Origin of the sequence: Flavobacterium aciduliphilum (assembly GCF_003268855.1) — a bacterium.
GTDB lineage: Bacteria > Bacteroidota > Bacteroidia > Flavobacteriales > Flavobacteriaceae > Flavobacterium > Flavobacterium aciduliphilum.
This window is the reverse complement of the sequence record NZ_QLSZ01000003.1, coordinates 223,259-247,200: the sequence shown is the minus strand read 5'-3', so window position 1 is coordinate 247,200 and position 23,942 is coordinate 223,259. Positions and strand designations below refer to the sequence as shown.

24 protein-coding genes are annotated in these 23,942 nt (G+C 33.7%); 6 read left to right on the top strand and 18 right to left on the bottom strand.

Annotated elements, in window-relative coordinates; translation table 11 throughout:
* Positions 1-118 precede the first annotated feature (118 nt).
* The 5 genes from dnaN to CLV55_RS05410 form a co-directional block, all read right to left on the bottom strand.
* The gene (gene dnaN, locus CLV55_RS05430; RefSeq protein ID WP_112112734.1) at positions 119-1,237 is read right to left on the bottom strand and encodes a DNA polymerase III subunit beta; all 1,119 of its coding nucleotides are present in this window, start codon (positions 1,235-1,237) and stop codon (positions 119-121) included.
* An 82-nt stretch (positions 1,238-1,319) separates the two neighbouring features.
* Complete coding sequence (gldG, locus tag CLV55_RS05425) at positions 1,320-3,020, bottom strand: gliding motility-associated ABC transporter substrate-binding protein GldG (protein WP_112112733.1); 1,701 nt, start codon at positions 3,018-3,020, stop codon at positions 1,320-1,322.
* Positions 3,020-3,745, bottom strand: a complete 726-nt coding sequence (gene gldF, locus CLV55_RS05420) for a gliding motility-associated ABC transporter permease subunit GldF (protein WP_112112732.1) — start codon at positions 3,743-3,745, stop codon at positions 3,020-3,022. Before gldF ends, gldG begins: the two co-directional genes overlap by 1 nt.
* Positions 3,746-3,776: 31 nt before the next feature.
* The gene (locus tag CLV55_RS05415; RefSeq protein ID WP_112112731.1) at positions 3,777-4,073 is read right to left on the bottom strand and encodes a putative quinol monooxygenase; all 297 of its coding nucleotides are present in this window, start codon (positions 4,071-4,073) and stop codon (positions 3,777-3,779) included.
* A 3-nt stretch (positions 4,074-4,076) separates the two neighbouring features.
* A complete protein-coding gene (locus tag CLV55_RS05410) occupies positions 4,077-4,907 on the bottom strand; it encodes an SAM hydrolase/SAM-dependent halogenase family protein (RefSeq protein WP_112112740.1) in 831 nt (276 codons plus the stop codon).
* Positions 4,908-5,012: 105 nt separating this feature from the next.
* On the opposite strand from CLV55_RS05410, the gene CLV55_RS05405 reads away from it, so the two are divergent.
* The 3 genes from CLV55_RS05405 to CLV55_RS05395 are packed head-to-tail and all read left to right on the top strand — an operon-like array spanning position 5,013 to position 7,834.
* Positions 5,013-5,963 carry a PhoH family protein gene (locus CLV55_RS05405; RefSeq protein ID WP_112112730.1) on the top strand — a complete coding sequence of 317 codons (951 nt, stop codon included), beginning with the start codon at positions 5,013-5,015 and terminating at the stop codon, positions 5,961-5,963.
* Between the two features lie 17 nt (positions 5,964-5,980).
* A complete protein-coding gene (locus CLV55_RS05400) occupies positions 5,981-6,826 on the top strand; it encodes an SDR family NAD(P)-dependent oxidoreductase (protein WP_317048364.1) in 846 nt (281 codons plus the stop codon).
* Positions 6,827-6,883: 57 nt separating this feature from the next.
* The gene (locus CLV55_RS05395; protein WP_112112728.1) at positions 6,884-7,834 is read left to right on the top strand and encodes a phosphoribosylaminoimidazolesuccinocarboxamide synthase; all 951 of its coding nucleotides are present in this window, start codon (positions 6,884-6,886) and stop codon (positions 7,832-7,834) included.
* 111 nt (positions 7,835-7,945) lie between these two features.
* Here CLV55_RS05395 and pheT read toward each other — a convergent pair whose 3' ends face one another.
* From pheT to CLV55_RS05340, 11 genes are all read right to left on the bottom strand, one after another.
* Positions 7,946-10,366, bottom strand: a complete 2,421-nt coding sequence (gene pheT, locus CLV55_RS05390) for a phenylalanine--tRNA ligase subunit beta (protein WP_112112727.1) — start codon at positions 10,364-10,366, stop codon at positions 7,946-7,948.
* A gap of 229 nt (positions 10,367-10,595) precedes the next feature.
* Positions 10,596-10,787, bottom strand: a complete 192-nt coding sequence (locus CLV55_RS05385) for a hypothetical protein (protein WP_112112726.1) — start codon at positions 10,785-10,787, stop codon at positions 10,596-10,598.
* Between the two features lie 82 nt (positions 10,788-10,869).
* Positions 10,870-11,064: a hypothetical protein gene (locus CLV55_RS05380; protein ID WP_112112725.1), complete on the bottom strand. Its 195-nt coding sequence runs from the start codon at positions 11,062-11,064 to the stop codon at positions 10,870-10,872.
* A complete protein-coding gene (gene trxA, locus CLV55_RS05375; protein WP_112112724.1) occupies positions 11,046-11,366 on the bottom strand; it encodes a thioredoxin in 321 nt (106 codons plus the stop codon). Before trxA ends, CLV55_RS05380 begins: the two co-directional genes overlap by 19 nt.
* 2 nt (positions 11,367-11,368) lie before the next feature.
* Positions 11,369-11,569 (bottom strand): hypothetical protein, encoded by a 201-nt coding sequence (locus CLV55_RS05370; RefSeq protein ID WP_245902681.1) that lies wholly within the window; start codon positions 11,567-11,569, stop codon positions 11,369-11,371.
* Positions 11,566-12,975 carry an MBL fold metallo-hydrolase gene (locus tag CLV55_RS05365; protein ID WP_112112722.1) on the bottom strand — a complete coding sequence of 470 codons (1,410 nt, stop codon included), beginning with the start codon at positions 12,973-12,975 and terminating at the stop codon, positions 11,566-11,568. Before CLV55_RS05365 ends, CLV55_RS05370 begins: the two co-directional genes overlap by 4 nt.
* 151 nt (positions 12,976-13,126) lie before the next feature.
* Positions 13,127-14,545 carry an MBL fold metallo-hydrolase gene (locus CLV55_RS05360; RefSeq protein ID WP_112112721.1) on the bottom strand — a complete coding sequence of 473 codons (1,419 nt, stop codon included), beginning with the start codon at positions 14,543-14,545 and terminating at the stop codon, positions 13,127-13,129.
* Positions 14,546-14,651: 106 nt separating this feature from the next.
* Complete coding sequence (locus CLV55_RS05355; RefSeq protein WP_112112720.1) at positions 14,652-15,455, bottom strand: sulfite exporter TauE/SafE family protein; 804 nt, start codon at positions 15,453-15,455, stop codon at positions 14,652-14,654.
* Entirely contained in the window at positions 15,446-16,141 is a 696-nt protein-coding gene (locus CLV55_RS05350; protein ID WP_158527023.1) for a DUF2490 domain-containing protein, read from the bottom strand. Before CLV55_RS05350 ends, CLV55_RS05355 begins: the two co-directional genes overlap by 10 nt.
* 139 nt (positions 16,142-16,280) lie before the next feature.
* Positions 16,281-16,820 carry a 16S rRNA (guanine(966)-N(2))-methyltransferase RsmD gene (gene rsmD / locus CLV55_RS05345; RefSeq protein ID WP_112112718.1) on the bottom strand — a complete coding sequence of 180 codons (540 nt, stop codon included), beginning with the start codon at positions 16,818-16,820 and terminating at the stop codon, positions 16,281-16,283.
* Positions 16,817-17,623 (bottom strand): DUF3822 family protein, encoded by an 807-nt coding sequence (locus CLV55_RS05340; protein WP_112112717.1) that lies wholly within the window; start codon positions 17,621-17,623, stop codon positions 16,817-16,819. The genes rsmD and CLV55_RS05340 overlap by 4 nt, the downstream gene beginning before the upstream one ends.
* Positions 17,624-17,813: 190 nt before the next feature.
* Here CLV55_RS05340 and CLV55_RS05335 point away from each other — a divergent pair, with 190 nt between their 5' ends.
* Entirely contained in the window at positions 17,814-19,433 is a 1,620-nt protein-coding gene (locus CLV55_RS05335; RefSeq protein ID WP_112112716.1) for an ABC-F family ATP-binding cassette domain-containing protein, read from the top strand.
* A 56-nt stretch (positions 19,434-19,489) separates the two neighbouring features.
* On the opposite strand, the gene CLV55_RS05330 is transcribed toward CLV55_RS05335, so the two are convergent.
* Entirely contained in the window at positions 19,490-20,362 is an 873-nt protein-coding gene (locus tag CLV55_RS05330) for a lysophospholipid acyltransferase family protein (RefSeq protein ID WP_112112715.1), read from the bottom strand.
* A 97-nt stretch (positions 20,363-20,459) separates the two neighbouring features.
* Here CLV55_RS05330 and CLV55_RS05325 point away from each other — a divergent pair, with 97 nt between their 5' ends.
* Positions 20,460-21,107 (top strand): rhomboid family intramembrane serine protease, encoded by a 648-nt coding sequence (locus tag CLV55_RS05325; RefSeq protein ID WP_112112714.1) that lies wholly within the window; start codon positions 20,460-20,462, stop codon positions 21,105-21,107.
* 11 nt (positions 21,108-21,118) lie between these two features.
* Positions 21,119-21,805, top strand: a complete 687-nt coding sequence (locus CLV55_RS05320) for an SIMPL domain-containing protein (protein ID WP_112112713.1) — start codon at positions 21,119-21,121, stop codon at positions 21,803-21,805.
* On the opposite strand, the gene CLV55_RS05315 is transcribed toward CLV55_RS05320, so the two are convergent.
* The gene (locus tag CLV55_RS05315) at positions 21,806-23,899 is read right to left on the bottom strand and encodes an LTA synthase family protein (RefSeq protein ID WP_112112712.1); all 2,094 of its coding nucleotides are present in this window, start codon (positions 23,897-23,899) and stop codon (positions 21,806-21,808) included.
* Positions 23,900-23,942: the final 43 nt, after the last annotated feature.

Below are 23,942 nucleotides of genomic sequence, written 5' to 3'. Positions count from 1 at the left end.
TGTTAAAAAGTTATTTCCGAAAATTTTTGAGCTTTTTGAATTAGCTCAAATTTTCAGAATAACTTTTCAACTTACACAGTTTGTGAAACACTACCTTCTAATTATTTTTAAGAGGATGTTAATTATTTATCATCACAGGCATTACCAACATAGTAATCGTTTCTCCTTCGTCTAAACCATCAACAGGAGTTAAAATCCCTGCACGATTAGGCATAGACATTTCTAATTGTATTTCGTCTGATTGTAAGTTGGATAGCATTTCCAAAAGAAAGCGTGAGTTGAACCCAATTTGAATATCATCTCCTTGATAGTCACAAGTTAAGCGCTCTTCGGCTTTGTTAGAATAATCAATATCTTCGGCAGAAATATTCAATTCAGCTCCAGCAATTCGCAAACGAATTTGATGTGTGGTTTTATTTGAAAAGATAGCGACACGTCGAACAGAATTATAAAATTGTGTTCTATCGATTAGTAATTTATTTGGATTTTCTTTTGGAATCACCGCTTCATAATTTGGATATTTTCCATCAATTAATCTACACGTTAATACATAGTTTTCAAAGGAAAAGGTAGCATTAGCATCATTATAATCAATTTTTACCTCGGCATCAGAAGCGCCCAATATACTTTTTAATATATTCAAAGGCTTTTTAGGCATAATAAAATCAGCCACTTGAGAAGCCTTTACGTCTGTACGTGCATATTTAACTAATTTGTGAGCGTCTGTGGCTACAAAAATCAATCCTTCTGGTGAGAATTGGAAGAAAACCCCACTCATCACAGGACGTAAATCGTCATTTCCTGCAGCAAAAATAGTTTTACTAATTGCTGTAGCGAGAACTTCTGCAGGAACTAAAGTAGATGAAGGATCAACTAATTGAACTGATTTTGGAAATTCTTCTCCAGGAGCATACGCTATGGCATACTTACCAGAATTTGAACTAATTTCAATAGTATTGTTATCTTCAACAGTAAACGTTAAGGGTTGTTCTGGGAAAGTTTTTAATATATCTAATAACAACTTTGCAGGTACAGCAACACTTCCAATATCAGTAGATTCGATATCTAAAGTGGCCGACATAGTCGTCTCTAAATCTGATGAAGAAACGGTAAGTGATTTTTTGTCTAATTCAAATAAGAAATTATCCAAAATTGGCAACGTATTGCTGCTGTTAATGACACTTCCTAAAACCTGTAATTGTTTTAATAAATACGAACTCGATACAATAAACTTCATTGTTATTTTATTTTTTACAAATATATCTTAAAGAATTATAATTTAAAAAGATTTTTATTAACATTGTGCGCCTGTGTTTTACTTATTGTATGGATTTACTATACTTTCGTTTTCTTAAATACGTAAATAAAAATCCGAAGATTGCTAAAAAGAAAAGAGGAAGTCCAACAGTAAGTATTTGATAATAAAAATAGTTTTCTTGTACTTTATTGGTGTCGAGTAAAGGAAGTTCAACGGTCTTACTTCTAATGTTAATAAGTCCGTTATCGTCCAAAAGATAATTGACACAATTGAGCATAAATTCTTTGTTAGCGTACAGATTGTTTGTCCATTTATCATAGCCTAATTCCATCGGTTGGTAGTTTTTATCCAGTTGATTTTTTACTACATCACCGTCAGAAATCACAATCATTTTTGTTGGTTTTCCGACAGGGCTAAAATCAGGTTCTTTGAAAGGCAATATTCTATTTTGAAAACCAGAGTGAAAGTCTCCTTCCAAAAGCACTGCCACAGTAAGAGACCCTTTACCAGTAAAATCTTTTTGATCTGGACGCTCCTGAACCATGTTTAAGGCTACGGGAGTAGGTGTTCCTACAGCTTTTGAATAGGGTGAACTTTGTAATAATATAGTTTTTCGAATGTTGTTATGAAGCAATTCGATCGGATTGGTAAATTCAAATTTTAGCCCGTCTAAATTACTTACAATAGGATTTGTTTTTGACTTGTCTTTCGATTCTGTAGGATAAATCATAGGGGAGTAAAACCATGGAAATTTTGTATACTGTGTCCCGCTTCCTTGCTGGCCAGTAGCCAACGAAATAGGGGTTGCCATGATGTCTTTAATTAAATCGGGTTTGATGCGAATGCCATATTTAAAAAAGAGGTCATTTAAATTTAAATCTCTAGGAAAAGCAAGGTTTTCTCCGGTAGTCATCAGGCTATCCATTTCCATGTTTACTTGATCGACAAGCCACAACGATTTTCCACCATGGATTACAAATTGATCGAGTACTTGTTTTTCTTCATCTGAAAAAGGAACGGTAGGCTTGGCAATAATGGCTAAATCATATTTTTTTAATTCTTTAAGGGTTCCCGTTGGGTTTTTGGCTACTGAATCTAATGTAAAAGGGCCAATAAAATAATTTTCACGGACTGATTTCAGAAAATCGGCAATGAGTAACTCATGCAATTCACCATTACCTTTGATAATAGCAATTTTTTTCTCTCTTTTCTTTGAAACCGTATTGAAACCATTGGCAAAAGCATATTCTAAATGTTGTACCGAACTGACTACTTTTTCGGCAGTAGAGGCACCCATCATATTTTTCAACAAGGGTACTTTAGTGCTTTTAGAACCATACGTGACTACAGCCCAAGGGAAAACTACCTCTTGGGTTTGTTTTCCTTTATCATTTACGGTAACATTCAGTGGAGTTAAGCCGCGATCATAAAATTGTTGCATGATTTTATCGCGCTCTTCTTCTTTCTCTAGCGGATTGACAAATTGAAAAATGATATTTGGATTATAAGCCTTAAATTCTTCTAATAATTGTTGGGTTTCAGTTTGTAATTTCTTAAACTCACCGGGAAAATATCCTTCGAGAAATACATCGACATACAAAGGATTTTTCACTTCCTTAATGATGTTCAAGGAGGTTTCCGATAAGGTGTAGCGTTTGTCAGAAGTTAAATCAAATCTTTTGAAATAAAAATAGCCTGCAAAATTGAGGAGTATGACACTACTAATGGTCAAAAATAGTTTTTTTAGATTCTTAGTATTCATTAGGCATTCAAAGATTTTAATTTATAAACGGTTAGTAATAAAAACACAAAGGAAATACTAGCAAAATAGCAAATATCTCTTGTGTCGATCACGCCACGACTCATACTTTTAAAATGATAATCCATTCCAAAAAAAGCAATAAAATCACTAAAAGAATTTAGCAAATGGGACACACTTTCAAAACCAAAGTAAAAAAGGAAACACATAAAAACCGACAGAATAAATGCAATAATTTGATTTTCTGATAGTGTAGAGGTGAAGACTCCAATAGCGGTATACCCTGCAATTAAAAATAACAAACCAAAGTAAGACCCAAGAGTACTTCCCATATCAATAGTGTCTTCATGGAGTCCAAGTGTAGTAATTACATATACATATAGTAACGTTGGTAATAGAGCAATCACAATAAGTAATAAAGCGCCAAGAAACTTTCCGTTTACAATTTGCCAAACGCTCAACGGTTTTGTCATCAAAAGTTCAATGGTTCCTTGTTTTCTCTCATCAGAAAAACTTCTCATGGTCACTGCTGGAATTAAAAAAATCAAGATCCAAGGGGCTATGGTAAAGAAAGGCGTCATGTCGGCAAACCCACTGTTCAAGATGTTGTATTCCCCTTCAAAAACCCATAGGAACAATCCATTGAGCAGTAAAAAGATAGCAATTACTAAATAGCCTATTGGCGAACCAAAGAAGGATTTAATTTCTCGTAATAAAATTGATTTCATATTTTTTGCTGTCTGTTTTTAAAACTGATAACTATTCTAAACTAACTAATTTGTTCACACTCCATGCTTCAGGTTTGGCGTTAAATAGTTTTTTTGTAAAGGTCCAAACCCCCTCAAATAAGGTCGAATTTCGATAATTTTCTAAATCTTGTTCGGTTTCCCAATAACTATAAGTGAAAAAAACACAGGGATTGTTTTTATCTTGATACAATTCTAAAAGACGATTTCCAGGTGCATTTCGAATATGAGTTTTCATGGTATGGAAATGATCCAAAAAAGCAGGAATATCCTTTTCGTGAAATGACATTTTTACAATTCTTACAAACATTTTTTAGGGATTACTAAAGGTTATACTAACAACATCTCGATATCTAATTCCAAATAAACTCTCTGCAGAAGCAACATTGGGATTGCTTTTATAAATTCCAATTTCCAATAATCCAGATTCATTAAAAATAGCTAGATGCGTGCCACTTAAATCAGAAAGAGGTCTTTTGTCAACCGTCTCAATATCTGAATACCTTGTAAAAATAGTTTTTACACTTTTGTTTTTAAAGCGCACTTCATAAGGCCGTCCTTTTGCTGCTTGTAAAAACATTTTTTTTGAAATATTCGTAACGGCATTTCCAAATCGGTCGAGATACACTACAAATCCTTTGATACTGTTTTTGTCACCAGAAAGTATGGGTTGCAATTCGGTTATTTTTTTCAAACTTGTAATTTCATTTCCAATGACATTCAAATTTCCTCCTTTAGCAAGATGAATGGCACCTGCCAAAAGAATATCCATATCTGTAGCCTCCGTTGAAAACCGATCATGAATGGAAAGTGCTACCATTTTTTGTGGCTTTAATTGATCCAATAAAATACTGAGAATTCCATTATCAGAGGTTAAAAAAAAGTGATCATCCCATGCTACTGCAATATGCCTGTTGGTTGGACTGTGTTCAATATCAACGCCAATAATATGTACCGTACCTTTTGGAAAATTTTTATAGGCAGCACTGATAATATAGCTTGCTTCACTAATATTAAAGGGGTCTACATCATGAGAAATATCAACAATAGTAACTTCAGGATCCAAAGAAATAATTTTCCCTTTCAAAGCGCCCACAAAATGGTCTTTCAATCCGTAGTCGGTAGTTAGGGTAATTATTGACATAAAATTGTTTATAACTAAATGAGAAACGTATGCGTCTATTTTATAAATTTGGAATGATGCAAAGCTACTAATAATTAGAATAAAAATAATTAAAATATTTACCATTTGAACGAACGAATTATAGAATTAATAGACATTGCTCCAAAAGAATTTTGGGGAATACAAGACGTTCACCTTGAAACGATTAAAAAATATTATCCAAAGCTTAAAATTGTAGCTCGTGGTACTACATTGAAAGCATTTGGCGAAAAAGAAGTGTTGGATGAGTTTGAAAACAGATTCAATCGTTTGATGCAACATTTCACTCGTTATAACAATATTGACACCAATGTTATTGATAGAGTCATTCAAAGTAATACCCTAGAAGAACAAAAAATGCCCGACCATGACAAGATATTAGTGCATGGATTAGGAGGAAAGTTGATTAAAGCAATGACGCCTAACCAACACAAATTGGTTGAAAGTGTTTTTAAAAATGACATGGTTTTTGCCATCGGTCCAGCGGGTACAGGAAAAACGTATACAGGAGTTGCTCTTGCGGTTAAGGCATTAAAGGAAAAACAAGTCAAACGAATTATTTTGACTCGACCTGCTGTAGAAGCTGGAGAAAATCTCGGATTTTTGCCTGGTGATATGAAGGAAAAATTGGATCCTTATATGCAACCGCTTTATGATGCGTTGCGCGATATGGTACCTCCGCAAACGTTAGATGATTATATTCTAAAAGGGATTATTCAAATAGCTCCTTTGGCTTTTATGAGAGGGAGAACGTTGGATAATGCTTTTGTCATCTTGGATGAAGCTCAAAATACCACTCATTCTCAAATGAAAATGTTTTTAACTCGTATGGGTAAGAACGCTAAGTTTATCATCACGGGAGATCCAGGTCAAGTTGATTTACCAAAAAAAACAATATCTGGATTAAAAGAAGCTATTTTAGTTTTGAAAAATGTTGAAGGAATTGGCATCATTTATTTAGATGATAAAGATATTGTACGCCATCGATTAGTGAAAAAAATTATAGAAGCTTATAAAAGTATAGAGAACAACGATTAAGGCGTAATTTTCTTTTTATTCATACGAACATTAAAAAAACTATTATCAAAACAGTACTCATTACAGGCGCCTCAGGAGGATTAGGTAAAGAAATTGCCCTTTATTTTTCAAAAAAAAATTGGAACGTAATCGCAACCTTAATAAATATTGAAGAAGCAACAATTTTTGATGAATATCCAAATATTAGTTGTTTCGAACTTGATGTAACGTCGACCGAAAGTGTTGAACAAGCTGCCACACAAATTTTGAACACCTTTCATTCTATTGATGTAATTATCAATAATGCTGGAATGGGCTATAGAAGTTTTGTTGAACTCGCCGAAGATAACAAAATAGAGGCTATTACTAAGGTCAATTGGTTGGGAGTAGTCAAAATGTGTAGGGCATTTATACCTCATTTTAGAGCCCAGAAAAAAGGGCAATTCATTAATATTAGTTCGATTGCTGGGAGTGTAAATTTACCCTTAGGAAATTTTTATCATTCCACAAAGCATGCCGTTGAAAGTTTTTCAGAATGTATGGCTTATGAATTGAGACCGTTTAACATTGCTGTTGCTACAGTGCAATTCGGAAATATTCCCTCCAATTTCCAAAAGAATGTAAAAAAATCTGAAACCACAGAAATCGATTCATACAATAACATGATGAAAAAAGTAGATGCTATTGTTCAGAAGAAAACAGAAGACAATCAAGAACTCCTCACCGTTATTTTGGATAAACTATACCACATTGCTGAAAATCCATCAAAAGGATTTAAAAAATATGCTGTTGGATTTGATGCTCATTTTATGATATCTCTAAGACGAATAGTAGGCTATCGTATCTTTAATTTTATAATAAGAAATGCAATACTAAAAAAATAAATATTGTATTTGTGTGTGAAACAAGCTACTTTTGCCTTACATACAACACACTACAATATGGATACAATTACTACCACTCAATTTAATTTTCCCAACCAAAAATCAGTCTATAGAGGCAAAGTTCGAGAAGTCTATAATATCAATGATGAAGTATTGATTATGATTGCTACCGATCGTCTTTCTGCCTTCGATGTGGTACTTCCTAAAGGCATTCCTTTTAAAGGGCAAATTCTAAATCAGATTGCGACCAAGTTTATGCAAAGTACGGCCGATATTGTTCCTAATTGGCTTCTTGCAACTCCTGATCCAAATGTTGCAGTGGGACATTTGTGTGAACCATTTAAAGTAGAAATGGTTATTAGAGGGTATCTTTCAGGACATGCAGCTCGTGAATATGCACTTGGAAAAAGAACGCTTTGCGGGGTTCAACTTCCAGATGGACTTAAAGAAAATGAAAAATTGCCAACACCAATAATTACTCCCACAACTAAGGCTGATCATGGGGATCATGATGAAGACATTTCTAAAGAAGCAATACTTTCAAGAGGAATTGTTTCTGAGGAAGAGTACCTAATACTAGAAAAGTATACATATGCCCTTTTTGAACGAGGTTCGCAAATTGCAAATCAGAAAGGTCTTATTCTAGTAGATACCAAATATGAATTTGGAAAAACAAAATCGGGGACTATTGTTTTAATTGATGAAATTCATACTCCAGACTCTTCGCGATATTTTTATAAAGAAGGGTATACTGAAAGACAAGAAAAAGGCATTGAACAAAAACAATTGTCTAAAGAATTTGTAAGACGGTGGTTAATTGAAAATGGTTTTCAAGGAAAAGAAGGACAGAAAATTCCTGATATGTCGGATGATTTTATAGAAACGGTTTCAGAACGGTACATCGAATTGTATGAAAATATTTTGGGAGAGAAGTTTGAAAAAGCCGATAATTCTGATATTCTCAATAGAATGGAAACCAATATATTGAATTATTTGATGAACAAATAATTACTTTGGTAATATGAACAGAATATCTTGTTAGATTGATTTGAGAGTGATGATAAGATTGCATGATATAAAAAAGCCTCAAAATTACTGAGGCTTTTTTATAGTGCTACATTATCTCAATTGCGCTCCTAATTCGGTTTCGAAATTTGTTTGCAATTTGGACATGATTTTATCAATTTGTGAATCGGTAAGTGTTTTAGTGGTATCTTGTAGTACAAAACTAACAGCATACGATTTTTTTCCTTCAGGTAGATTCGTGCCTTGATACACATCAAATAGGTTAATATCTTTTAACAAACTTTTTTCGGTTTGTTTGGCTACTTTATAAATAGATTCAAAGGTGGTCTCAGTATTGACCAACAAGGCGAAATCTCTTCGCACTTCGGGATACTTTGGTATAGGAGTAAACTTAATTTTATTAGACAATAATTTAATGACTAAATCCCAATTAAATTCTGCATAGAATACATCTTGTTTTATGTCAAAATGTTTTAATATCTGTCGTTTAACGCTTCCTAATTCCACTAAAACATCTTGTCCTAATGTAAGAGCAACACCTTCAGTAAAAATATCATTTTTTAGAGGGGTATACTGAACTTTATCCAATCCCAAACGACTCAAGATGGTTAATACATAACCTTTAAATAAAAAGAAATCGGATGGTCTTTGTGTGTTTGTCCAACTTTCTGAATTTCGATATCCAGTTAGAAAAAGGGATAAATGTTTTTTCTCTTGATAACCCGATAAGAGTTTTTTATAACTTTTTCCAAATTCAAATAATTTTAGATCACTATTTTTTCTATTTATATTGTAAGTTACTGCTTCCAATCCAGAAAAAAGTAAGGATTGACGCATTACCGATAATTCGTTACTCAACGGATTTAATATCGTCACATTTGATTCCTCTTGTACTAAATCAGAAAGTTTAGTGTAGCTAGGTGTCGTTAAAGAGTTGGCCATCATTTCGTGAAAACCAAGGGCATTTAATTGACTTGCAATGATATTTTGAACTTTGTAATCTTCTGTACGGGATGATTTTGCTACTGTAGCATTCAATTTTTTTGAAAAACTAATATTATTATAACCGTAGACACGAAGTATTTCTTCAATGACATCGACTTCTCTTTGTACATCCACCCGATAAGCTGGAATGGTTAATCCAAGGCCAGCATCTGAAGTACTATTCACTTTAATGTCTAAAGAGGCTAAAATTTTCTTTATCGTTTCTTTCGGTAACTCCTGACCAATTAATTTAAAAGTTCGTTCGTAATTCAAGAACACAGTAAAATCAGGTAATTTCTTTGGATATAAATCAATGATGTCAGAAGTAATTTCTCCACCAGCCACTTCTTGAATGAGTAGCGCTGCTCGTTTAATCGAAAATTCAGTAATTTCTGGATCAATTCCTCGTTCAAATCGGAAGGAAGCATCGGTACTTAAACCGTGTCTTTTTGCTGTTTTACGAATAGTAACGGGATTAAAATAGGCACTTTCTAGGAAAATGGTTGAAGTATTTTCCGAAACCCCCGAATTTTTACCTCCGAACACACCAGCCATACATAAAGGACCTTTATCATCGCAAATCATCAAGTCTTCCTCATGTAAGGTTCGTTCAACATCATCTAGTGTTACAAATTTTGTTCCACTAGCAACTGTTTTTACAGTAATTTTACCATGAATCATGGCAGCATCAAAGGCGTGAAGCGGCTGACCCAATTCGTGTAACACATAGTTGGTTACGTCAATGATATTGTTTTTCGGTGTCAAGCCTATAGCTTTCAAACGATTTTGTAACCAAGTAGGAGAGGGTTTTATAGTAACTCCAGATATTGTTACACCGCAGTAGCGGGGAGCTAACTTAGAGTCAACTACATTCACATCAATTTTTAAAGTTCTTTTGTCTACTTTGAACTTAGACACCGATGGGGTAATTAATTCCAATGACGCATTTTTTTGAAGTAACGCCGCTCTTAAATCGCGCGCTACGCCCATGTGTGACATGGCATCTGCGCGATTAGGTGTTAAACCAATTTCAAAAACCTCATCATTTTCAATATTAAATACTTTTGAAGCAGGAGTTCCAGGAACTAAATCAGCATCCAAAATCATGATGCCTTCATGACTAGATCCTAATCCTAATTCGTCCTCAGCACAAATCATTCCATGACTTTCTTGTCCTCTAATTTTGCCTTTTTTTATTTCAAACTCGACCCCTTCTTTATCAAATAATTTAGTACCAATGGTTGCAACTGGAACTTTTTGTCCAACACCTACATTACTTGCACCACACACAATTTGTACCGGTGTACCTGTTCCTAAATCTACAGTAGTAATTTTTAAACGGTCAGCATCAGGATGTTTCTCACAAGTTAAAACGTGTCCTACCACAACGCCTTCTAGACCTCCTTTGATTGATTGATATTTTTCGACGATTTCAACCTCAAGACCTAAATCGGTAAGTATATTCGATATCTCTTCTGCTGGAGCCTCTATTTTTAAAAATTGCTTAAGCCAATTGTATGAAATTTTCATGGTGTTTGAATAAAATTATCAGCGTGCAAAGATAGGTATTGTTGGAGAGTGCGCAAACATTATTTCTAGTAAAATAATAAGTTTACTTCAAGAATTCCATCCGGAATTATGTTAAAATGTTTTTAAATCGCATTAAATAGTTCTAAAAAATAATTAATTATTGGTTTTATATAGACAAAAAAAAACCGTCTCCATTTTTCAAAAGAGACGGTTATTTTTTCTGAAAGAATTATGATTTTTTTTCTTCTTCTTTTTTGTGAGCACAGCAGCTTCCTTTTTTTCCACCTTTTTTATCGCAAGATTTTTTCTCTTTTGCGCTACACTCTTTTTTCTCTCCCTCTTTCTTTTGAGTTTCTTGAGCATTTACATTAGCTGCAAATAAAAAAGCAGCAACTGCGAACATTGAAATTACTTTTTTCATCTTTTTAATATTTATTAGTTAATTTATTATTTCAAATATAAAACTATTTTTTTTTTAGAGTTCTTAAAATTTTCCTAATACATTATTTTTTTTCATTTTTTAAAAACATACTAAACAAAAGTCCTCCCAAAACAGCAAAATAGGCAGTACTATTTAAGGGTTTTGAAGTGATAGCACATGTTCCTGTGGCGCAACCAATAAATCTATAATAAAGATAACCCGATACAGCCCCCACAATGACCCCAATAAAGGTAATAATTATTGATTTTTTGTGCATGAGTAACTTTTTTCTAGTACGATCTTTATTATTTCTTCTTTGGAAATCACGCCTGATTGTCTCCATAGTTGTTTTCCATTTTGATATAGTATCATTGTCGGAACACCACGAACGTTTTGCATGGACGCTAATTCTTGATTTTTATCAACATCTATTTTAATAATTGATAACCGATCTCCCAAATCATCTTTGACTTCTTTTAAAATAGGTGCTAACATTTGACAAGGACCACACCATGTCGCATAAAAATCTACTAAAACAGGTTTCTCAGATTCAATTATGTCTTGAAAAGTACTTTTCATAATTAGCTGTTTTTATTGTTGGGAAGAGAGCAACCTTTTGGACCACATCCCATATTAAAGATTACTTGAACCAAAAAAAACACACCAAAAATGATAAAAAACCATTCATGAGTTTCATAAGCATTATAGAATAAAAACAATGCAAAAGCAAGTCTAATGATTCGCATCAAATGCCAATTGGTAAATAATAGCTGTTTCATCATTTTAGTGTTGAAGGACAAACATAAGTTGTGGTTTTAATTCCTGTTTTTTTTATAGCAGCAAACCCACCTTTAACATCTATAACATTGTGAAATCCTCTTGATTTTAAAATAGATGCAGCAATAACAGAACGATATCCCCCTGCACAATGAATATAGAAGTTTTCTGCTTTTGGAAATTCTGAAAGATGGTCATTTAAAAAATCAAGTGGTGTAGAAGGCACATCTTCAATATGTTCTGCAGCATATTCTCCTGGTTTTCTTACATCAAAAAGAAGTAGTGTTTCTTGACTTAATTTTGATTCAAGTTCTTGAGCCGTAATACCCATCAAGGAATCACATTCCATCCCCGAATTTTTCCATGAGTCAAATCCCCCCTCCAAAAAACCAATATTATTGTCGTAGCCTACACGCGCTAAACGCATAATAGTTTCTGCCTCACGTCCCGTGGGAGTGACAAGTAAAATAGGTTGTTTGTAATCAAGAATTAAAGCCCCAACCCATGGCGCAAATTGACCATCAATTCCAATAGAAATAGATTTAGGGATATGTCCTTTTGAATATTCATCTTGATGACGAACATCTAAAATAAGAGCGCCAGTTTCATTGGCAACAGATTCAAATGTTTTAGCGTCAAAAGCTTTTGCATCGGCAATAAGTGTTTCAACATCTTGATATCCTTCTTTGTTTAATTTTACATTCATCGGAAAATAGGCAGGCGGTGGTAATAACCCTTCTGTGACCTCTTTTATGAATTCTTCACGAGTCATATCGGCACGCAGCGCATAGTTAGTAGCTTTTTGTTCGCCAAGACTTCCAACAGTTTCTTTACTTAAATTCTTACCGCAAGCACTTCCAGCGCCATGAGCAGGATACACAATAACATCATCTGGTAGAGGCATGATTTTAGTTCGCAAACTGTCAAATAAAATTCCTGCTAATTGTTCTTGAGTCATATCGGCGGCTTTTTGTGCCAAATCAGGACGGCCTACATCCCCTAAAAATAATGTATCACCACTAAAAAGGGCATGATCTTTTCCCTTTTCGTCTTTGAGCAAATAACACGAACTTTCCATTGTATGGCCTGGTGTATGCAAACATGTAATGGTAATAGCTCCAACTTGAAAAACCTCACCATCTTGCGCAAGATGAGCTTTAAACGAAGGATTAGCTTTGGGACCATAAATAATTGGTGCTCCTGTTTTCTCTGCTAATGTCACATGCCCACTCACAAAGTCAGCATGAAAATGGGTCTCAAAAATATATTTTATAGTCCCTCCAACTGCCAAAGCTTTGTTTAGATAGGGTTGCACTTCACGTAAGGGATCAATAATTGCGATTTCTCCGTTGCTCTCTATAAAATAGGCTCCTTGAGATAAACAACCTGTATATATTTGTTCAATTTTCATATCATTTTCTTTAATTAGTACTAAAAACTCCGACTAATAATAGGTTACAAAAATACTTTGTTTACTATCACCAATTCGTAACTTTTGATACAAATTTAACAAATAAAAAAAGCACTTTCAAATTCAGTGCTTTAATTGAAGAAATACTCCTTTATAAAAGTGTAGTTGGACACACATAATCGGTTTTGGGTAAGTTGGTTTTTTTAATTTCGGAATACCCGTCAGCTATTTCAATAAAATTATGAATCCCATTTTGTTTTAGTATCGAGGCTGCAATCATTGAGCGATAACCTCCAGCACAATGTATCATAAAAGTTTTATCTTTTGGAAATTCAGCTAAGTGCTTTGGTAATACATTTAAGGGAATATTAATTGCTTCAATCAAATGTTCCGATTGGAATTCGCTTGCTTTTCGAACATCAATAATCACTTGCTTTTCACTAACGCAATATTTTTCCAATTGCTGTACCGTAATTCTATGAACGAAATCTATATCTTTTCCAGCCTTTTTCCATGCTTCAAAGCCTCCTTCTAAATATCCTATAGTGTGATCATATCCAACTCGGGCTAGGCGAATAATTGTTTCTTGAACTTTTTCAAAATTTTCTGCAACGATGAGTATATCTTGTTTGATATCGATGATTAATTCACCAATCCAAGTTGCAAAACTTCCATTAATTCCAATATTAATACTATTTGGAATAAACCCTTTTGCAAAATCAGCAGCATCTCTTGTGTCAAGAACTAAAGTTTTTGTATCGTTTGCGATACGTTCAAAAGTTGCTACCTCATACGATTTCAGTCCTTGTTCAAGTACCGTGTCGAGCGAATCATACCCTTGAATGTTCATCAATACATTTTTTGGGAAATATTGTGGAGGTGTAGTTAATCCAGTGAGTATTGCATTTACAAATTCATCTTCCGTCATCTCTTGTAAAGCATAATTCGTTTTCTTTTGATTGCCTAGTGTGTCGGTAGTTTCTTTACTCATGTTTTTTCCACAAGCACTTCCAGCCCCATGATTTGGATATACAATTAAATGATCTGCTAGAGGTAAAATTTTAGTACGTAGCGAATGGTATAAAAGTCGCGCTAATTTGTCTTGCGTTAAATCGGCAATCACGTGTTGTGCCAAATCGGGTCGCCCTACATCGCCTATAAAAAGGGTGTCTCCCGAAATTAATCCATGTTCTTTTCCCTCCTCATCAATGACAAGATAGCAAGTACTTTCCATTGTATGCCCTGGAGTATGAATGGCTTTAATCTTGAGATGGCCAATTTCAAAAATCTCACCATCAGCAGCAACATGTTTATCAAAACCTGTTGTCATTGTAGTGGGTCCATAAACGATAGTCGCGCCTGTTTTTTTTGCTAAATCAACATGTCCCGAGACGAAATCGGCATGAAAATGGGTTTCAAAAATATACTTTAACGATACGCCATCTCTTTGCAAACGATCGAGGTAGGGCTGAGTCTCTCTAAGGGGATCAACTATAGCGGCTTCTCCATTGGACACGATGTAATATGCAGCTTCTGCCAAGCATCCTGTGTAAAGTTGTTCAAGCTTCATGTCATTTTTTTTTGCGAAGCTATTTTAAAATGACGTTTTGAAAAATGATATTTGTCATACTCGCATAACTATGATAGTTCAAATGGAATATGAAAATAGTGGATACCTACTTGAATACTGTTTCTTTTATAATGATATAGATTCCCATAGCAAATACAAACCATCCAAATCCAGTTTTTAATTTTTCGCCCTCAATCTTTTTAGAAAGCATACTTCCAATAAAAACGCCTATTATGGAACAAATCGTAAAAGTTAAAAGTAATGTCCAATCAATAGTTTGGTCAGGTCTGAGATCTCCAATAAAACCAAGCAAGGATTGCGCAGATACAACGAATAAGGAAGTGCCGACAGCCATTTTCATTGGAGTTTTTGTCAAAAAAAGTAAGGCGGGTATAATTAAAAAGCCACCTCCAGCTCCAACAAATCCTGCAACTAGACCAATAAACAAACCTTGAGTAAAAATCCCTAAATAATTGAGGTTTGAATCTACTTTTGTATTGCTTGCTTTTAATGGTTTTATCATTCGTATGGAAGCAAAAATCATCACAATTGCAAAAACAATCATGATTAATACGGATTTATGTAACGTAAAATTAGCAGTTGCAAAAACGACTTCAGGTATTGCCGGAACTATAATTTTTCGGGTTACAAAAACAGCTACTATTGTTGGAATTCCAAAAAGAAAGACTTTGTTAAAATCGACTAATTTTTGTTTTGCTTTTTGAATCCCACCAAATAATGCAGTGGTTCCTACAATAAATAGAGAATAGGCCGTAGCTAAAATAGGCTCCACTCTCATCACGTATACTAAAATAGGAACAGATAAAATGGAACCGCCACTACCAATTAATCCTAATGTTATGCCTACAAATAAAGCTAATAGATATCCAATAATATGATTCAAGTCCATTTATTTTTTTTAGGTATTGAATAATAGGTGTTTACAGTTAAATTGTTTTCACTCAAATGAACGTCAGTATTTCTTTGTGAACGATAATTATACATGTAACCGAGTTCTAATTTTAGATTTTTAATTCCTGTATAATTGACCGAAAGTCCCGTTCTATTTTGGTCAAAAATAGTAATTCCATCTTTATTAATGCAGTTTATAAAGAGTTCATCATAAGCCAACACCGCATATTTAGAACTCAAATCATATTTAAAAGTAAGTTTTTCTCTCGCTCTAAAATAATCGGGGGCACTGTTTTTAAAATCCCTATATTCAATTCCTACCTTATTTATGAATGATGTTTTGGGTAAAATTTTTACATTTCTTTCAATCAAAACAGAATATCTATTTTCGTAGGTAAGTGATTTATTTTCATCACCTATATTACGAATTATAGGATTGTTTTCAAAGTATGAAATAGGCGATATAAGTAGAGTAAGATGATCGTGTATTCGATAATACATCCACAATCGGAAACTGTTCATTAACTTATCTTCAAACCAAATTTTTTCGTTTGAATAGAGATCATTTTGCCACCGATTTTGTATTTCAAATTCAGCTTTTATATTTTCTGTCAGCGTATGTGAAACAGCGATTCTGTTCCAAAAATTGTAGTGATTTTGAGAGTGTACACTTAAAATTGACAAAAAATACAAGAATATAGTAATGCTTATTCTTTTAGAAAAAAATAGAGACCAAAGAAGGCGGTTTGCTCTGTATTGAGAAGAATTTCGACTTTTAATATTACTCAGACTATTCAAAACACAATCATTAAATTACGTTGAATTAATCCAATTCATAAAATGAAAACACCGTACCGCCATAGTTTTTTTCAAATGAAAAGTGTGGTAAATGATCCATTTTTGTATGTTTAGAATGCTCTATAACAATCATTCCTTCTGGGTCGAGAAGGTTATTTTCAAACACCAATTGCACAATTTTTTCAAATTCGGATTGGTCTAAACCATAAGGAGGGTCAGCAAAAATGATGTCATATTTTCCTTGATGTTTTTCTAAAAATTTAAAAACATCACTTTTTAAGACTGTAATAGGAAAATCAAATTCGCTAGCGGTTTTTTTAATAAATTGAACGCACCCCACGTCTGCATCTACACAAGTACTACTTAAGCATCCTCTCGAAGCAAATTCGTAGCTAATATTTCCTGTGCCTGCAAATAAATCTAAAAGCGTTAGACTTGAAAAATTAAAATAATTATTCAGTATATTAAACAAGGCTTCCTTGCTCATATCAGTTGTGGGTCGAACAGGCAATTTTGTTGGGGGATTAATCCGTCTCCCTTTGTATGTTCCCGAAATAATTCTCATGCGTGCAGTAATATAAAATGACGTCTTTTTTCAGTTTCTGAAAGGGGATGGTTTTGTGTCGAAACGTCATATAAAGTAACATGACGAACATAGGTATACACCCTATTGTAAATTGGGTCGCCTTCCGAAATACTTCCTAATAATTCTAGTGCAAAATGCTCAGGGTTCAACTGTAGTTGTTCTGCTGTGAATAGAATGTAATAAATAAAATCTTCAGGAGTTTTATATTCGAAAGAATTAAAAAAAACAAGGTTTTGGTTTTGAACTACAACAATTTCAAAATGATTTTCACACACATGAACAAACATTTTTCGATCATCTTTGTTCTTGGATTTTTCCAATAATTTTGACACTAAAATGGTATTGGCATGTTTGTAATCAAAACTGCCATAAATGTCAATAAAAAAATTGTTCATATTTACATAAGGGATGTACACATGATTCATCTGATGTATATCCAAAGCGTCAAAAGCAAAAAAATCGGTTTCAAATACCTTAGTGTTGTATTGCAAATAACTGCCCATAAAGGCTTCATCAAAAAGCGGTTCTGGAACAAATGTAGACAAATTGTTGTTGTGCAAAATAAGCACTTCGTCATATTTTCTTGTCAACTCGGGATTCGCCTGATATACTTCAGCAAATAAATCTTCAATATTTGAACTTCTATTAAAACTATCAAAATGAAAGTTTTTTAACAGTACAGCTGTCCCCGTTAAGGTATCAAAGACACAAAAAGACAAACCACCTAATGATACTTGAATCACCAGTTTTTGATAGTTTTTTTCTGTAATATTTGTTGACATAGCTCTCTTATGGAAGGCAAACTTACAAATTTTCATCCATAATAGGATTTCCTATCCAATTAAAATTTGCAGAACTCACTCGATGACCGAAAAAAACAATCCTTATAGTATTGAATAAAAAAAACTACTCGGACTATAAAAACTAATCTCTAATGTTTACTTTTGCACCACAATTTTAAAAAAGAAAACGATGCTCACAGTATCCAATTTATCAGTTCAATTTGGAAAAAGAATCCTATTTGATGAAGTTAATACCACTTTTACACAAGGAAATTGTTATGGTATCATCGGGGCAAATGGTGCCGGAAAGTCTACGTTTCTTAAAATTCTGGCTGGAGATATTGAGCCTACATCTGGAAGAGTTATTTTAGAACCAGGCAAAAGAATGTCTGTCTTAAATCAAAATCATAATATGTTTGACGAACATACGGTTTTGGAAACGGTGATGATGGGAAATAAAGTGCTTTACGCTGTAAAAACCGAAATGGATGCTTTATATGCTGATTATGATGACAAACACGCTGATCGCATAGGAGAATTGCAAGTCCAATTTGAAGAAATGAACGGCTGGAATGCAGATTCAGATGCTGCGGCTATGTTGTCTAATCTTGGTATTTCAGCCGATATGCATTATACTTTGATGAGTGAGATGGAAGGAAAACTTAAGGTAAGAGTCCTGCTGGCTCAAGCGCTTTTTGGTAATCCCGACGTTTTGGTGATGGATGAGCCAACCAACGACTTGGATTTTGAAACGATTTCATGGTTGGAAAATTTTCTAGCGAATTATGATAATACGGTTATTGTCGTATCGCACGATCGTCACTTTTTAGATGCTGTTTGTACGCATATTTCTGATATTGATTTTGGTAAGATTAATCATTATTCAGGAAATTATACTTTCTGGTACGAATCGAGTCAATTGGCTGCCAAACAACGAGCACAACAAAACAAAAAAGCAGAAGAGAAAAAAGCCGAATTGGAAGAGTTTATTAGAAGATTTAGTGCGAATGTGGCAAAATCTAAGCAGGCAACTTCTCGTAAAAAGATGATTGATAAATTGAATTTAGATGAAATCAAACCCTCAAGCAGAAGATATCCAGCTATAATTTTTGATACCGAACGAGAGGCAGGCGATCAAATTTTGCATGTTCAAAATCTTGCTGCGTCTATTGATGGGGAAATTTTGTTTAAGAATGTTGATTTGAATATGGCAAAAGGGGATAAGGTAGTTGTTTTTTCAAAAGATTCCCGAGCTACAACAGCTTTTTACGAAATTTTAAATAACAATTTAAAACCAGATGTAGGTACTTTTGATTGGGGTATTACAACCACACAATCGTACTTACCAAATGATAATCACGAGTTTTTTCAGGATGGTTCATTAAACTTGGTAGATTGGTTGCGTCAATGGGCTAAAACGGAGGAAGAACGTGATGAAGTTTACATTCGTGGATTTTTGGGTAAAATGATTTTTTCAGGGGAAGAAGCTCTAAAAAAATGTACCGTATTATCGGGGGGTGAAAAAGTACGTTGTATGATTTCACGCATGATGATGATTCGTGCGAATGTATTGATGTTGGACGAGCCCACGAATCACCTAGACTTGGAGTCGATTACAGCCTTTAATAATACATTGAAAAACTTCAAAGGGTCGGTGTTGTTTACCACACACGATCATGAGTTTGCTCAAACTGTTGCCAATCGTGTTTTAGAAATTACTCCTAATGGCGTTATTGATCGCTATATGACATTTGATGAATATCTTGAGGATGACAAAATTCAAGAGATGAGAAAGAAAATGTATGCTTAAAAAATAAAAGCAAAGCACGAAGTAAAAAATATTTCGTGCTTTTTTTGTATTAAAGGCTACTTTTTTTTATGCTTCCAACGTTTGTGAGTCCATAAATAATACTCGGGTGCTTCATAAATTTGTTCTTCTACTTTTTTCATAAAAGTTTCCGAAATTTCAAAATCTGGAACTGACGTTGCATTCTCAGATAAAACTTCAAATGAAGCACTATAATAGCCACGTTTTATTTTAGTTACTTTCAAAAAAATTACATTCATATTGTATCTTTTAGCGAGCATTTCTGCTCCGAAATGGATTGGGGTTTCAATACCCATAAAATGAAACCAATGTAAGTTATCCGATCGTCTTGGCGTTTGATCACTAGCAAAACCATAAACACCAAAAACACCCTCTTTAGCATTTTTTTCAATACACGATTTAGTTTCTTTAGTGGTGATTAAATAAGCATCAAATCGAGAGCGAATTTTTCGTACCAATTGATCAAAATAGGGGTTTGCAATTCTTTTGTAAATAGCAAATCCTTTGAAAGTAGTTTTTGTATTCATAGAAATTACCCATTCATAGCTAGCATAATGGGCACACATTAGCGCAATACTTTTACCTTTTTTTTCCAAATCTAAGTACGTATCAAGATTGGAGTACGTGAACCGTTTGTTAATTTCTTTTTCAGAAATGGTCATGGTTTTAATCATTTCCAAGAACATATCGCACAAATGGTGAAATGATTTTTTTTCAATTTCTAAGCGCTCTTGATCTGAAAGATGAGGTAATGCCATCGCTAAATTTTCTCTTACCGTTCTTTTTCTATAGCCAATAATGTAATATAAAATTACATAGATACCATCAGATAACCAATATAAAACGGGAAAGGGAAGAATCGAAATCAACCACAATATTGGGTAAATAATTAGGTATACGAGCAGTTGCATTTTTATAAAATTTTTGCAAATATACAGTTTATGTCAATTTTATTTGTGCAGATCAAGAAAACCTCACAAACAATTCTTACTTTTACAATAAAAAAATATGGATTCTAGTGGTATTCTTTTAATTTTAATTGTACTCAATGTATTAGTGAGTATTAAAGGGTTTAATGACTATTCCTTTTTTAGGAAATACCAATTTCACATGGGAAGTATTCAATCGGGAGAACAATATCGAATGCTAACCTCTGGGTTTTTACATGCTGATATGGCGCATTTAGCTTTTAATATGTTGGCGTTATATTCTTTTGCAGATGTGGTTTTGCAATTAATGGGAACTTTTTCCTTCGTGCTCATTTATTTTGCTAGCTTACTTTTCGGAAATATGCTCACTGTTTTTTTTCATAAAAACAATTATAATTATACAGCAGTAGGAGCCTCTGGCGCAGTAACAGGAATTATATTTTCTGCTATTTTGTTGTTTCCAAACATGCCAATCAATATTCTTTTTATTCCGATTGATATACCAGGATATATTTTTGGAGTAATATATTTATTGTATTCCATATATGGAATGAAAGCTAATACTGACAATATAGGGCATACAGCTCATATAGGAGGTGCTATTGGTGGGTATATTTTTACACTTTTGAAAGCACATTATGTGTTGACAGATAATCTTTTTGTTGTGGTAATTTTGGCGATTCCCATAATAATCATGTTTGTTATGGCTAAACAAGGAAAATTATAAATTTTAGGGTAATGAAGCACTTATTATTAACACTTATTTGTTGTTTTAGTTTTCTTGTATCGGCACAAGATTCGAAAGGAAATCCTCAAATCACAGTTTCAGGTGAAGGTACCATTTTAGTAAATCCAGATTATGCGGTGCTCAATTTTGCTATTAATACTGTAGGAAAAGAAGCCGTTGAGGTAAAAAATGCCAATGATGAAGCTTCCGATAAAGTACTAAAATGGATAAAAAAAATGGCGCTTCCCAATTCAGACTATAAAACGACTGCTTTGAGTTTGAATCGAAATTACGATTATGAAAAGAAAGCGTATTTTTATCAAGCGAATCAAAATTTTAGTATCACCATCAAGGATTTATCAAAATATGAAGCACTCATGATGGGATTGATAGCCAATGGAATTAATGAAATTTCTTCTATTGAATTTAAATCAAGTAAAAGAGAAGAATTACAATCAGAGGCACGAAAATTAGCCATCAAAAATGCAAAACATAAGGCAGAAGATTTTGCTTCAACCCTAAATCAAAAAGTAGGAAAGGCCATCATGATTTCAGATACCTCACAAGCGTATTATCCTCAAGTCATGGACAAAACAAGTACTCTGGCTTTTTCTGCAACAACACCCACAAAAGAAACGATGGCTTTAGGACAAATTGAAATAACGGCTTCCGTTTCTGTAAGTTTTGTTTTAGAATAATTATTTTTGATACTTCTTGTTTTTTAATAAATAGGAAGCCGATTGATAATAAGCAATGGTTTCACGGATTAAATCAGTTCGTTCTTTAGTGACGGGTTTTTCCTCATATAATATTTGAAAATTTGGTGAAATCCCCTTAGTATTGATACCGACTAAGTCGAATTGCTTTACTTTTTTAACAGGTGATATTATGGTAAGGACTTGGTCTTTAATTAAGCCTAAATCTTGATAGGTCGCTATAAAAGCTCTCGGCTGGTAGTCCGATTTGAATACATCTTGACCGTAAAACTTACTTTTGTATTGAAAATGAAGCATTCCCATTAAGGTTGGCATCAAATCTATTTGAGACATAAGTTTAGTACATTCTCCAGGAGTAATGAATCCTGGTGCATAAATCATTGCTGGGATTCTGTATTTGTCAAGGGGTAACTCAGTTTTTCCAGAGCTCGAAGCACAATGATCAGCAACCACTACAAAAACTGTATTTTTAAACCAAGGTTGTTGAGCGGCCATGGAGAAAAATTTTCTCAGCGCATAATCGGTATATTTTACGCCACCTTCTCTTGATTTTGAATGTGCATCAATGTCGATTTTTCCATCAGGATAGGTAAAGGGTCTATGGTTGCTCACGGTCATCCAATGATTGAAAAATGGTTTTCCTGTTTGATATTCTGCATTCATGGTTGCAATTGCTTTGTGCGCCATATCTTCATCGCAAACGCCCCAAATATTTGAAAATGTAATTTCATTGGGTTTAAAAGATTTTTTATCTACTAAATCGTAGCCATTTCCTCCAAAGAAATCTCCCATATTGTCAAAATACGCATCGCCTCCATATAGAAATTTGACTGCATATCCTCTTTTTTTGAAAAGGGCTCCAGTAGAAAATTTATTTTTATTGTCCACCCTTTTGATGATGCTTTCACCAGCGGTAGGAGGAAAGCACAACGTTACAGCTTCTAAGCCTCGAACAGTTCGATTTCCTACCGCATACAGATTCGTAAATTGGAGACTTTTTTGTGCAAGTTCGTCGATAAATGGGGTTATATTTTGTTGATTACCATATGCTTTAAGAAAATCGGCACTGTAACTTTCTATCGTTATGAGTACAACATTTTTATGAATTTCAGGTAAGGAATCATTAACGGTTCTCGTGGCATCTTTTGAAGAAAGCCCTACAAGTTGTTTCTTCACAATTGAATAAGCTTCGGTTTCGGGAATGGTTTTATAAAACTTGTAAAAATCCAACTCACTATTCATAAACGCAGTATAGAACTTGTATATTCCGTTAGCTTGTAGTTCGTTTGTGAAAACATTATTTGAATTTTGAAGTTTCGAAAGACTTGGGATTGCCCATAGAGATAGCAAGAAAAGAAAGGAATAGGCGATCAAATTTTTAATCTTTTCAGAAAAAGAGGGCAATTTATCCAAAAAAGATTTTGTTTTTTTTACTACGAAAAAGGTTACAAGAATAGCAAATATTCCCACGCTAGTGAATAAAGGAACTACAGGATAGGATTCCATGATATTCCCAATCACAGTATTGGTATAAACCAAATAGTCTACGGCTATAAAATTGTATCGAACACCAAACTCATTCCAAAAGAAAAACTCACTAATAGCATTTTGTATAATGACAAGTACAAAAATAAAAATGCAAAGGCTATATAATATTTTACGAATGTTTTTTCTGTACGCAGGAAGAAACAAGAGCAAACCAAATAAAAAAGTTTTTAAGCCTACAAAGGCTAATCCTATTTCGGGTAACGAACCTCCATATTCATGTAGAATGGATTTTCCAGAGATGATGTATAGTAGTATAGAAAGATGAAGGCCAAAAATAACATACCCCCAAGGCTTGTCATACTTTTTGTTGGATAAAAAAAGCAAATACAACCACAAGAAAACACTCGCTACGAAATACACAAATAAATCAGATACAGCACCTAGAAATATAATTTTGATACCATCAATGATAGAAAAATGAGATTGCGTAATAGGATGAAAAAAAAGAACTATTCGAATAATGAAATTCACAAGAAGGTAAAAAATACCTAGTTGGTATATTGGTGATTTCTTTTGAAAAAAATACATATCAATTTATTTAGGATACAAATTTATAAAAATCTCATGGCTT

Excerpts from the sequence above, each read along its gene's own strand:
- CLV55_RS05340 (WP_112112717.1), bottom strand. The coding sequence starts at position 17,623 with ATGTCAACAAATATTACAGAAAAAAACTATCAAAAACTGGTGATTCAA.
- gldF (WP_112112732.1), bottom strand. The coding sequence starts at position 3,745 with ATGAAATCAATTTTATTACGAGAAATTAAATCCTTCTTTGGTTCGCCA.
- gldG (WP_112112733.1), bottom strand. The coding sequence starts at position 3,020 with ATGAATACTAAGAATCTAAAAAAACTATTTTTGACCATTAGTAGTGTC.
- trxA (WP_112112724.1), bottom strand. The coding sequence starts at position 11,366 with ATGAAAAGTACTTTTCAAGACATAATTGAATCTGAGAAACCTGTTTTA.
- CLV55_RS05315 (WP_112112712.1), bottom strand. The coding sequence starts at position 23,899 with ATGTATTTTTTTCAAAAGAAATCACCAATATACCAACTAGGTATTTTT.
- pheT (WP_112112727.1), bottom strand. The coding sequence starts at position 10,366 with ATGAAAATTTCATACAATTGGCTTAAGCAATTTTTAAAAATAGAGGCT.
- CLV55_RS05320 (WP_112112713.1), top strand. The coding sequence starts at position 21,119 with ATGAAGCACTTATTATTAACACTTATTTGTTGTTTTAGTTTTCTTGTA.
- CLV55_RS05380 (WP_112112725.1), bottom strand. The coding sequence starts at position 11,064 with ATGCACAAAAAATCAATAATTATTACCTTTATTGGGGTCATTGTGGGG.
- CLV55_RS05370 (WP_245902681.1), bottom strand. The coding sequence starts at position 11,569 with ATGATGAAACAGCTATTATTTACCAATTGGCATTTGATGCGAATCATT.
- CLV55_RS05365 (WP_112112722.1), bottom strand. The coding sequence starts at position 12,975 with ATGAAAATTGAACAAATATATACAGGTTGTTTATCTCAAGGAGCCTAT.
- CLV55_RS05385 (WP_112112726.1), bottom strand. The coding sequence starts at position 10,787 with ATGAAAAAAGTAATTTCAATGTTCGCAGTTGCTGCTTTTTTATTTGCA.
- CLV55_RS05325 (WP_112112714.1), top strand. The coding sequence starts at position 20,460 with ATGGATTCTAGTGGTATTCTTTTAATTTTAATTGTACTCAATGTATTA.
- rsmD (WP_112112718.1), bottom strand. The coding sequence starts at position 16,820 with ATGAGAATTATTTCGGGAACATACAAAGGGAGACGGATTAATCCCCCA.
- dnaN (WP_112112734.1), bottom strand. The coding sequence starts at position 1,237 with ATGAAGTTTATTGTATCGAGTTCGTATTTATTAAAACAATTACAGGTT.
- CLV55_RS05395 (WP_112112728.1), top strand. The coding sequence starts at position 6,884 with ATGGATACAATTACTACCACTCAATTTAATTTTCCCAACCAAAAATCA.
- CLV55_RS05330 (WP_112112715.1), bottom strand. The coding sequence starts at position 20,362 with ATGCAACTGCTCGTATACCTAATTATTTACCCAATATTGTGGTTGATT.
- CLV55_RS05360 (WP_112112721.1), bottom strand. The coding sequence starts at position 14,545 with ATGAAGCTTGAACAACTTTACACAGGATGCTTGGCAGAAGCTGCATAT.
- CLV55_RS05410 (WP_112112740.1), bottom strand. The coding sequence starts at position 4,907 with ATGTCAATAATTACCCTAACTACCGACTACGGATTGAAAGACCATTTT.
- CLV55_RS05355 (WP_112112720.1), bottom strand. The coding sequence starts at position 15,455 with ATGGACTTGAATCATATTATTGGATATCTATTAGCTTTATTTGTAGGC.
- CLV55_RS05335 (WP_112112716.1), top strand. The coding sequence starts at position 17,814 with ATGCTCACAGTATCCAATTTATCAGTTCAATTTGGAAAAAGAATCCTA.
- CLV55_RS05415 (WP_112112731.1), bottom strand. The coding sequence starts at position 4,073 with ATGTTTGTAAGAATTGTAAAAATGTCATTTCACGAAAAGGATATTCCT.